This window comes from Polaromonas sp. YR568 (assembly GCF_943369675.1).
Classification (GTDB): domain Bacteria; phylum Pseudomonadota; class Gammaproteobacteria; order Burkholderiales; family Burkholderiaceae_C; genus Polaromonas.
Genome location: NZ_CALROB020000053.1, coordinates 25,989 through 35,056, shown reverse-complemented (window position 1 = coordinate 35,056; position 9,068 = coordinate 25,989). Strand labels below are relative to the sequence as shown.

Genomic DNA, 9,068 nt, shown 5'->3' with positions numbered 1-9,068 from the left:
TCGCGCACGCCGATACGCGCGGCGCTGATGCGGCTGGAGCAGGAAGGCCTGCTGGAGTCGCTGCCCAACGGCGGCTTCGCGGTGCGCACGTTTTCGGAACGCGACGTGTCCGAGGCGATCGAGCTGCGCGGCACGATCGAGGGCCTGTCGGCGCGGCTGGCGGCCGAGCGCGGCGCGCCCACCGTGGTGCTCAGCGAGGCGCGCGAGTGCCTGAACAGCATCGACGCGGTGCTGAGCCAGCCGGCCCTCAACGACGAGGCTTTCTCGAGCTACGTGACGCTCAACGCGCGCTTTCACGCGCTGCTCAGCGAGATGGCGGGCAGCGAGGTGATCGCCAAGGAGCTGGACCGCGTGTCCAGCCTGCCTTTTGCCTCGGCCTCGGGTTTTGTGGTGGTGCAGGCCAATTCACCGGGCGCGCGCGACATGCTGATCGTGGCGCAGGACCAGCACCGCCAGGTACTGGACGCCATCGAGCAGCGCGAGGGTTCGCGCGCCGAGGCCATCATGCGCGAGCATTCGCGCCTGGCCCAGCGCAACTTGCGCGCCGCCGTGGCCAGCCACAACCTGGACCAGATGCCGGGCGTGCGCCTGATCCGAAAACGCAGCTGAAGCGCCCCATTATGCGAAGCAACGCCAGCTGGACCGACGCGGTCATTGATTCTTTTGAGGACCTCACGCCGACCGTCCGCGAGTTCCGCATCCGCCTCCCTGGGAATGAACGCGCACAGCGCCATGAACCCGGCAGCCACCTGCAGGTGCAGTTGCTCGTGAACAGCAAGCCGCAGCTGCGTTCTTACTCGCTGGTCGGCGAGCCCGACGGGCGGATGTACCGCATCGCCGTGAAGCGGCTGGACGACGGCCGTGGCGGTTCACGCGCGATGTGGCAACTGGTCGCGGGCGACCGGCTGCAGGTGAACGGGCCGCACAACCATTTCCCGCTGGACTTCAACGCGCCGGCCTACCTGCTGGTGGCCGGCGGCATAGGCATCACGCCGCTGCTGGGCATGGCCCAGGCGCTGGCCGCACGCTGCGCGCAATCGGGCCGGCCGCTGCGCATGCTGTACGGCGCGCGCGGTGAGGCCGAGCTGGCGTACGGCGAAACACTGCGGGCCTGCCTGGGCGAGCGCCTGCAGGCGCTTGCCGGCTCACGCATCGACTTCGCCGCCGAGATTGCGGCCCTGCCGGCCGGCGCGCAAATGTATGTCTGCGGCCCTGTCCCCATGCTGGACGCGGCACGCCATGCCTGGGAGGCCGCGGGCCGGCCGGCGACAGACCTGCGTTACGAGACCTTCGGCAACAGCGGGCGTTTCGCCCCCCAGGCCTTTCGCGTGCGCATTCCGCGCCATTCGCTGGACATCATGGTGCCGGCCGGCTGCAGCCTGCTGGACGCGCTGGAGCAGGCCGGCGTGGAGGCAGTGTCTGATTGCAAACGTGGCGAATGCGGCCTGTGCACGCTGGACGTGCTGGCGCTGGACGGCGAGATCGACCACCGCGACGTCTTTTTGAGCGAACACGAGAAACAGGGGAACACGCGGCTGTGCGCCTGTGTGTCACGCGTGGTGGGCTCGGTGACGCTGGATTCTTCTTACCGGCCTGACGCCTGAGTGGACAACTTGTGTGCGATCACCGGGCCATACGCGCGATGATCGCGCAAACGACACCGAACGGGCGGCAAACCAGGGACGGGCAACCGACAGAATGAAGCCAGGGGCAACATGGCCGACGTGTTCACGTAGCGAACATTTGTGCCGATACCGCACTCATACTAGACTCGCACCGTTTTGCGGCCGAATGCGGGCAATGGCCCGCTGCTTTTAACGCAGCAGCAAGAATTGAAAACCACCAGGAGACAAACCATGAAAAGACGCCTCTTTACCGCCGCAGCCCTTGCCGTTGCCTCCCTGGCCCCGGCCACTTCGGCCCTGGCTCAGGACAACACCTTCAAGATCGGCCTGATCCTGCCGATGACGGGCCAGCAGGCCACCACCGGCCGGCAGGTCGAGGCGGCCGCGCGGCTTTACATGGCGCAAAACGGCGACACCGTGGCGGGCAAAAAAATCCAGCTGATCGTCAAGGACGACACCTCGCTGCCGGACGTCACGCGCCGCCTGGCGCAGGAACTGGTGGTCAACGACAAGGTCAACGTGCTGGCGGGCTTCGGCATCACGCCCTCGGCCCTGGCCACCGCGCCCATCGCGACGCAGTCCAAGACGCCCATGGTGGTGATGGCGGCGGCGACCTCCAGCATCACGCAGGCCTCGCCCTACATCGTGCGCAGCAGCTTCACGCTGCCGCAGGTCTCGGTCGCGCTGGCTGACTGGGCGCCCAAGAACGGCATCAAGAAAGTGGTCACGCTGGTGTCCGACTACGGCCCGGGCATCGACGCCGAAAAATTCTTCAAGGAACGCCTGACCTTCAACGGCGGCCAGGTGACCGATGCGCTGCGCGTGCCGCTGCGCAACCCGGACTTCGCGCCCTTCCTGCAAAAAGTGCGGGACAACAAGCCCGATGCTCTGTTCGTCTTCGTGCCTTCCGGCGCGGGCGCCGCGGTGATGAAGCAGTTCCTCGAGCGCGGCCTGGACAAGGCCGGCATCCGGCTGATCGGCACCGGTGACGTGACGGACGACGACCAGCTCAACGACATGGGCGACGGCGCGCTGGGCGTGGTCACCTCGCATCACTATTCGGCCGCGCACCCGTCGGCGATGAATAAAAAATTCGTGGAGGCCTTCTCCAAGGCCAACAAGGGCCTGCGCCCCAACTTCATGGCCGTGGGCGGCTATGACGGCATGCGGGTGATTTACGAAGCGCTCAAAACCAGCAAGGGCCAGGGCGGCGGCGATGCGCTGCTCGAAGCCATGAAGGGCCAGATTTTTGAAAGCCCGCGCGGCAAGATCTTCATCGACGCGCAGACGCGCGACATCGTGCAGGACGTTTACCTGCGCAAGGTCGAGAAGAAGGACGGCCAGCTTTACAACGTGGAGTTTGACGTGATCAAGGATGTGAAAGATCCTGGCAAAGCCAAGTAAATTGCACCCCCCGAAGGCGGCGTTGCCGTCTTCCCCCTTGCAGGGGGCAAGCTCTGCGGCCCGGCAAAGCCGGTTCCGCGCCGTTCCTGGATTAGGCCCCTTCAAGCAAACACGGATCATCCGGCCAACCCATGCTGACCCTTCTTTTCGACGGTATCGCCTACGGCATGCTGCTGTTCATCCTGGCAGTCGGCCTGGCGGTGACCATGGGCTTGATGAATTTCATCAACCTCGCGCACGGCGCCTTCGCCATGGCCGGCGGCTACATCACCGTGCTGCTGATGCAGCACTTCGGCGTGCCCTTTTTACTGTGCCTGCCGCTGGCCTTCGCGGGCTCGGCGCTGCTGGGCGCGGTGCTGGAGCGCACGCTGTACCGGCCGCTGTACAACAAGCCGCACCTGGACCAGGTGCTGTTTTCGATCGGCCTGGTGTTCATGGCGGTGGCCAGCGTGGACTACTTCGTCGGCTCGACGCAGCAGATCGTGCACCTGCCCGAATGGCTCAAGGGCCGCACCGAGCTCGGCAGCGGCGCCTGGATGCTGGGCATGGGCCACTACCGGCTGTTCATCATCGCGGTGTGCGCTGGACTGACGGTGGGCCTGCAGTATGTGCTGACGCGCACACGCTTCGGCAGCCGCTTGCGCGCCTCGGTGGACGACCAGCGCGTGGCGGCCGGCCTGGGCATCAACGTGAACATCGTGTTCCTCTTGACCTTCGCCATCGGCTCCGGCCTGGCCGGCCTGGGCGGTGCGCTGGGCGCCGAGGTGCTGGGCCTGGACCCGAGCTTTCCGCTCAAGTTCATGATTTATTTCCTGATCGTGGTGGCCGTGGGCGGCACCACGTCGATCACCGGCCCGCTGCTGGCCGCGCTGCTGCTGGGCATCGCCGACGTGGCGGGCAAGTACTACATCCCCAAGCTCGGGGCCTTCATCGTCTACAGCCTGATGATCGTGATCCTGATCTGGCGGCCGCAAGGCCTCTTCGTGCGCAAGGCGGGTAAATAAATGAACACCCAGACATCGCTGCTCAAAAGCAGCCGCTGGAAACCCTGGGAGCCGGTGCTCTGGCTGGCCGCCTTCATCGCGCCGGTGCTGCTGCCCAGCCATGCGTCCCTCATCAATGAGATCGCCATCGTCGCGCTGTTTGCGGTGTCGCTGGACCTGGTGCTGGGTTACACCGGCATCGTCTCGCTGGGCCATGCGGCCTTCTTCGGCATAGGCGGTTATGCGGCGGCGCTGTTCGCCAAGCTGGTCATGCCCGACCCGCTGGTGGGCCTGGCCGTGGGCATCGCCACCGCCACGCTGCTGGGCGCCGTCTGCTCGTTCACCATCCTGCGCGGCAGCGACCTGACGCGGCTCATGGTGACGCTGGGCGTGGCGCTGATCCTGCTGGAGCTGGCCAACAAACTCGACTGGCTGACGGGCGGCGCCGACGGCCTGCAGGGCGTGGTCATGGGCCCGCTGCTGGGCCGCTTCGAGTTCGACCTCACCGGCCGCACGGCGGCGTATTACTCACTGGCGGTGCTGCTGGTCCTGTTTCTACTGATGCGCCGCCTGGTGCATTCGCCGCTGGGCGCTACGCTCAAGGCGATACGCGACAACCGCCTGCGCGCCATGGCCATCGGCATCCCGGTGGCGTCGCGACTGGTCATCGTCTACACCGTGGCGGCCGGCGTGGCGGGCGCGGCCGGCGCGCTGATGACGCAGACCACGGGTTTTGCCTCGCTCGATTTGTTTGAGTTCCACCGCTCCGCCGACGTGCTGCTGATCCTGGTGGTGGGCGGCGTCGGCTGGCTTTACGGCGGCGTGGCCGGGGCCATCGTGTTCAAGCTGATGCAGGATGCGCTCTCGTCCATCACGCCGCAGTACTGGACTTTCTGGATAGGCCTGTTCCTGGTGGTGCTGGTGCTGGTGGGCCGCGAGCGGCTGGTGCGGCCCTGGACCTGGCTGCGGCGCGAACCCGGAGGCCGCCCATGAGCACGGCGCCCCACAGCGACGCGGTGCTGTCCGCGCAAGGCCTGGTGATGCGCTTCGGCGGCATCACCGCCACCAGCAACGTCAACCTGGACTTGCGGCGCGGCGCGCGCCATGCCTTGATAGGCCCCAACGGCGCGGGCAAGACCACGCTGGTCAACCTGCTGACCGGCGTGCTGCAGCCGACCGAGGGCCGCATCGTCCTGGACGGCGAAGACATCACGCGGCTGGCGCCGCACCAGCGCGTCAAGCGCGGCATGGTGCGCACCTTCCAGATCAACCAGCTCTTCGACTCACTGACACCGCTGCAGACGCTGGCGCTGGCGGTGTCGCAGCAAACAGGCATCGGTGCGAAGTGGTGGCAGCCGCTGGGACGCAACCGCGCCGTGGCCGAACGCTGCGAACAATTGCTGGAACAGTTTCACCTCACCGAGGTGATGGACCAGCCGACCCGCGTGCTGGCTTACGGCAAGCGCCGCCTCCTCGAGATCGCCGTCGCGCTGGCCTGCGAGCCGCGCGTGCTGCTGCTCGACGAGCCTGTCGCCGGTGTGCCGGCCGGCGAGCGCGAGGAGTTGCTGCAAACCGTGGCCGCGTTGCCCGCCGATGTGTCGGTGCTGTTGATTGAACACGACATGGACCTGGTGTTCAGCTTCGCGACCACCATGACGGTGCTGGTCAACGGCGCGGTGCTGACCGAAGGCACGCCCGAACAGATCGCCGCGGACCCGCAGGTCAAGGCGGTTTACCTCGGCCATGGCGAGGAGCATGTGGCGGAGGTGGCCCATGGCTGAACTGCTCAAGGTCGAGAAACTGCGCGCCGGCTACGGCGAGGCGGTGGTGCTGCACGAGGTGTCGTTCACGCTGGGCGAGGGGCAGACACTCGCGCTGCTGGGGCGCAACGGGACCGGCAAGACCACACTGATCAACACGCTGGCGGGCGCAACACGGCAGCATGGCGGCGCCATCTCGTTCGGCGCGGGCGCATCCGTGGTCGCCCTGCACCAGCTGCCCTCGCACGAGCGCGCGGCGGCCGGCATAGGCTGGGTGCCGCAGGAGCGCAACATCTTCAAATCGCTGACGGTGCACGAGAACCTGACGGCAGTGGCACGCCCGGGCAAGTGGAACACCGACGGCGTGTACGCGATGTTCCCGCGCCTGGCCGAGCGCAAGGGCAACCTGGGCACGCAGCTGTCGGGCGGTGAACAGCAGATGCTGGCCGTGGGCCGGGCGCTGGTGCTCAACCCCAGGCTGCTGCTGCTCGATGAGCCGCTGGAAGGCCTGGCGCCCATCATTGTGGAAGAGCTGCTGCGCGCCATACGCCGCATCACGCGAGAAGAAGGCCTGAGCGCCATCATCGTGGAGCAGCACCCGCAGGCCATCCTGGCGATTTCCGACAGCGCCGTGGTGTTGGACCGCGGCATGGTGGTACATGCGGGCACGGCCCAGGCGCTGCGTGAGCAACCCGAGCGGCTGGACCATTTGCTGGGCGTGGCGCGCTGAACGGCTACAGCGCCCAGCGCGGCATTTCGCGGTTAAAGCGCGCAAAAAACCGCTACGCGCCGCCATCGTGAATCAGCGTCACGCTAAAGCGTCTTTCCGTGCTGAAAAGTCACAGGCGAAGCACCTTTTTGCGTAGATTCACTTACTAGGGTTTTCCCCTCCAGAGGCCTACAATCGCAGACCTTACAAAAAATTGACGGTCGCCCCGACCGTTTCCGCTGGAGACCTTCCTGATGCCGACCACCCCCGCCGCGACGCCCAACAACAACGAAGCCAACCGCGAAGAAAAACGTGCCGAACTGCGCCGCGCCGCGCTTGAGTACCATGAGTTTCCGACGCCGGGCAAGGTCGCCATCGCAGCAACCAAACAGCTGACCAACCAGCGCGACCTGGCCCTGGCGTATTCCCCAGGCGTCGCGGCGCCCTGCGAAGAAATCGTCAAGGACCCGAACAACGCCTTCAAGTACACCAGCCGCGGCAACCTCGTGGCCGTGATCACCAACGGCACCGCCGTGCTGGGCCTGGGCGACATCGGCCCGCTGGCCTCCAAGCCGGTGATGGAAGGCAAGGGCGTGCTGTTCAAGAAGTTCGCCGGCGTGGACGTGTTCGACATCGAGATCGACGAAAAAGACCCGGCCAAACTGGTCGACATCATCGCTTCACTGGAGCCGACCTTCGGCGCCATCAACCTCGAAGACATCAAGGCGCCCGACTGCTTCTACGTGGAGCGCGAACTGCGCAAGCGCATGAAGATCCCGGTGTTCCACGACGACCAGCACGGCACGGCCATCACGGTGGGCGCGGCGGTGCTGAACGCGCTCAAGGTGGTCGGCAAGGGTCCGGGCCAGGTCAAGCTCGTGACCTCGGGCGCGGGCGCCGCGGCGCTGGCCTGCCTGAACCTGCTGCTCAAGCTGGGCATCCAGCGCGAAAACGTGTTCGTGACCGACCTGGCCGGCGTGGTCTATGAAGGCCGCACCGAGCTGATGGACGAGGACAAGATCCAGTTCGCGCAGAAGACCGATGCGCGCACCCTGAGCGACGTGATCGCGGGCGCGGACATCTTCCTGGGCCTGTCGGCCGGCGGTGTGCTCAAGAAAGACATGGTCGCGAAGATGGCGGCCAAGCCCATCATCCTGGCGCTGGCCAACCCGAATCCCGAGATCACGCCCGAAGACGTCAAGTCCGTGCGCGACGACGCCATCATGGCGACCGGCCGCACCGACTACCCCAACCAGGTCAACAACGTCCTGTGCTTTCCCTATATCTTCCGCGGCGCGCTGGATGCCGGCGCCTCCACCATCACCATCGAGATGGAAATCGCGGCCGTGCATGCGATCGCCGAACTCGCGCAGGCCGAGCAGAGCGAAGTCGTGGCGGCCGCCTACGTGGGCGAGAAGCTCGCGTTCGGGCCCGAGTACCTGATCCCCAAGCCCTTTGATCCGCGCCTCATGATGAAAATCGCGCCCGCGGTGGCGCAGGCGGCGGCCGACAGCGGCGTGGCCCTGCGGCCCATCCAGGACATGAACGCCTACCGCGAAAAGCTGCAGAGCTTCGTCTATGCCTCGGGCACGATGATGAAGCCAATTTTTGCGGCCGCCAAGGCCGCCAGCCGCAAACGCGTGGCCTACGCCGAGGGCGAGGAAGAGCGCGTGCTGCGCGCCTGCCAGATCGTGGTCGACGAGGGCCTGGCACGGCCGACGCTGATTGGCCGGCCGGCCATCATTGCCCAGCGCATCGAAAAATTCGGCCTGCGCCTGAAGGAAGAGCTCGACTACGACGTCGTCAACGTCGAGCAGGACCACCGCTACCGCGACTTCTGGCAGACCTACCACCGCATGATGGAGCGCCGCGGCGTCACGGTGCAGATCGCCAAGATCGAGATGCGCCGCCGCCTTACCCTGATCGCCGGCATGCTGCTGCACAAGGGCGACGTCGACGGCCTGATCTGCGGCACCTGGGGCACCACCGCCCACCACCTGGATTACCTGGACCAGGTCATCGGCAAGCGCGAAGGCGTCAACACCTACGCCTGCATGAACGGCCTGCTGCTGCCGAATCGCCAGGTCTTCCTGCTCGACACGCACGTGAACTGCGACCCGACGGCCGAACAACTGGCGGAGATCACCACCATGGCGGCCGAGGAAATGATGCGCTTCGGCATCAAGCCCAAGGCGGCCCTGCTGTCGCATTCGAACTTCGGCTCCTCCAACCTGCCCAGCGCGCTGAAGATGCGCCGCACGCTGGAACTGCTGCGCGAAAAAGCCCCCTGGCTGGAAGTCGACGGCGAAATGCACGGCGACATGGCGCTGGACGCCGACGCGCGCGCACTGATCATGCCCAATAGCACGCTGACGGGCGAGGCCAACCTGCTGGTCCTGCCCAATATTGATGCGGCCAATATTTCGTACAACCTGCTCAAGACGGCGGCCGGCGGCAACATCGCCATCGGCCCCGTGCTGCTGGGCGCGAACAAACCCATGCACATCCTGACCGCCACCGCCACGGTGCGCCGCATCGTCAACATGACAGCGTTGACGGTGGCGGACGCGAACGCGGCCCGATAAGC

The 9,068-nt window shown here is 66.2% G+C and carries 8 protein-coding genes; all 8 read left to right on the top strand.

The window, feature by feature from the left end; all coding sequences use genetic code 11:
• On the top strand, positions 1-609 hold a 609-nt coding region (locus ACLV8F_RS21595), incomplete at its 5' end, for a GntR family transcriptional regulator (protein ID WP_411886253.1).
• 11 nt (positions 610-620) lie between these two features.
• A complete protein-coding gene (locus ACLV8F_RS21590) occupies positions 621-1,604 on the top strand; it encodes a PDR/VanB family oxidoreductase (protein WP_411886252.1) in 984 nt (327 codons plus the stop codon).
• A gap of 252 nt (positions 1,605-1,856) precedes the next feature.
• Positions 1,857-3,029, top strand: coding sequence for an ABC transporter substrate-binding protein (locus ACLV8F_RS21585; protein ID WP_411886251.1), 1,173 nt, complete (start codon positions 1,857-1,859; stop codon positions 3,027-3,029).
• Between the two features lie 131 nt (positions 3,030-3,160).
• Positions 3,161-4,033 (top strand): branched-chain amino acid ABC transporter permease, encoded by an 873-nt coding sequence (locus ACLV8F_RS21580; protein WP_411886250.1) that lies wholly within the window; start codon positions 3,161-3,163, stop codon positions 4,031-4,033.
• Positions 4,034-5,005: a branched-chain amino acid ABC transporter permease gene (locus tag ACLV8F_RS21575; protein WP_411886249.1), complete on the top strand. Its 972-nt coding sequence runs from the start codon at positions 4,034-4,036 to the stop codon at positions 5,003-5,005.
• Positions 5,002-5,793, top strand: a complete 792-nt coding sequence (locus ACLV8F_RS21570; protein ID WP_411886248.1) for an ABC transporter ATP-binding protein — start codon at positions 5,002-5,004, stop codon at positions 5,791-5,793. Before ACLV8F_RS21575 ends, ACLV8F_RS21570 begins: the two co-directional genes overlap by 4 nt.
• A complete protein-coding gene (locus tag ACLV8F_RS21565) occupies positions 5,786-6,502 on the top strand; it encodes an ABC transporter ATP-binding protein (protein WP_411886247.1) in 717 nt (238 codons plus the stop codon). The genes ACLV8F_RS21570 and ACLV8F_RS21565 overlap by 8 nt, the downstream gene beginning before the upstream one ends.
• A 233-nt stretch (positions 6,503-6,735) precedes the next feature.
• Positions 6,736-9,066 (top strand): NADP-dependent malic enzyme, encoded by a 2,331-nt coding sequence (locus tag ACLV8F_RS21560; RefSeq protein WP_411886246.1) that lies wholly within the window; start codon positions 6,736-6,738, stop codon positions 9,064-9,066.
• The last annotated feature ends 2 nt before the right edge of the window (positions 9,067-9,068 follow it).